The 825-nt window shown below is 63.0% G+C and carries 1 protein-coding gene; it reads right to left on the minus strand.

What is annotated here, in order from left to right:
* The coding region (locus WH277_RS01835) for a hydantoinase B/oxoprolinase family protein (RefSeq protein ID WP_339504059.1) at nucleotides 1–825 on the minus strand (825 nt) is incomplete at both ends.

Raw genomic sequence — 825 nt, forward strand, 5'->3', positions numbered from 1 at the left:
ACGCGTGGGTTGCCCCGGCAGACCGCCGTTAACGCCCCAGGGCTGGAACACCATCCGCTCCATGCCGCGCGCCAGCAGCGTGGTGTCATCGTGCAAAATGCGAATACGGATTTGCTGGCCCATACCACCGCGCCACTGCCCGGCTCCGGCAGACTCTGCGCGCAGGGCATACTGCACGATTTCGATTGAGGTTTCGGCTTCGACCATCTCCACCGGGTTGTTCGCCAGGTTAGAGATGCTGTTGTCACGCCCGTCGATGCCGTCACGGCCAAAACGGCCGCCACCGCCGCCGACCATCGGTTCAATCACCTGTACATTCTGCTCTTTGCCGTGGCGGGCCGTTTCTGCCACTACCAGCGGAATAATGGTGCCGCCGCTGGCCGCTGGCATCACTTCAGGCAGCGCCTGCCCCAGCAAACCGTTCAGTAAGTCGTTGACGCGCACGGCCGTGGCATGGCGCACGCCAACGGCGGCCGGGAATTGAGGATTGACCAGCGAACCAACCGGGGCAAACAGGGTAACAGGTTGCAGCAGACCGGCATTCAGTGGCACGGTTTTATCCAGCGTGCAGACCAGCGCCAGAATGCGCAGCGTCAGCCAGGCATGGGGATCGCCGTGGCTCGGGATATTCAGCGCCACAGCCACCTGAGCATCGCTGCCGCTGAAATCCAGATGCACATTGCCATCGTCAAAGGTGGCTTTCAGCGCCAGCCGCACCGGCAGGCCGCTGCCAGCCGCATCATCCAGATAGTCTTCAAATTCGTAGCTGCCCTGCGGGATACGGCGCAGCACCTGACGCGCACGGGCCGCCGCATACTGTTGCAG

The sequence above is a fragment of the Erwinia sp. MYb416 genome, assembly GCF_037479575.1.
Taxonomy (GTDB): domain Bacteria; phylum Pseudomonadota; class Gammaproteobacteria; order Enterobacterales; family Enterobacteriaceae; genus Erwinia; species Erwinia rhapontici.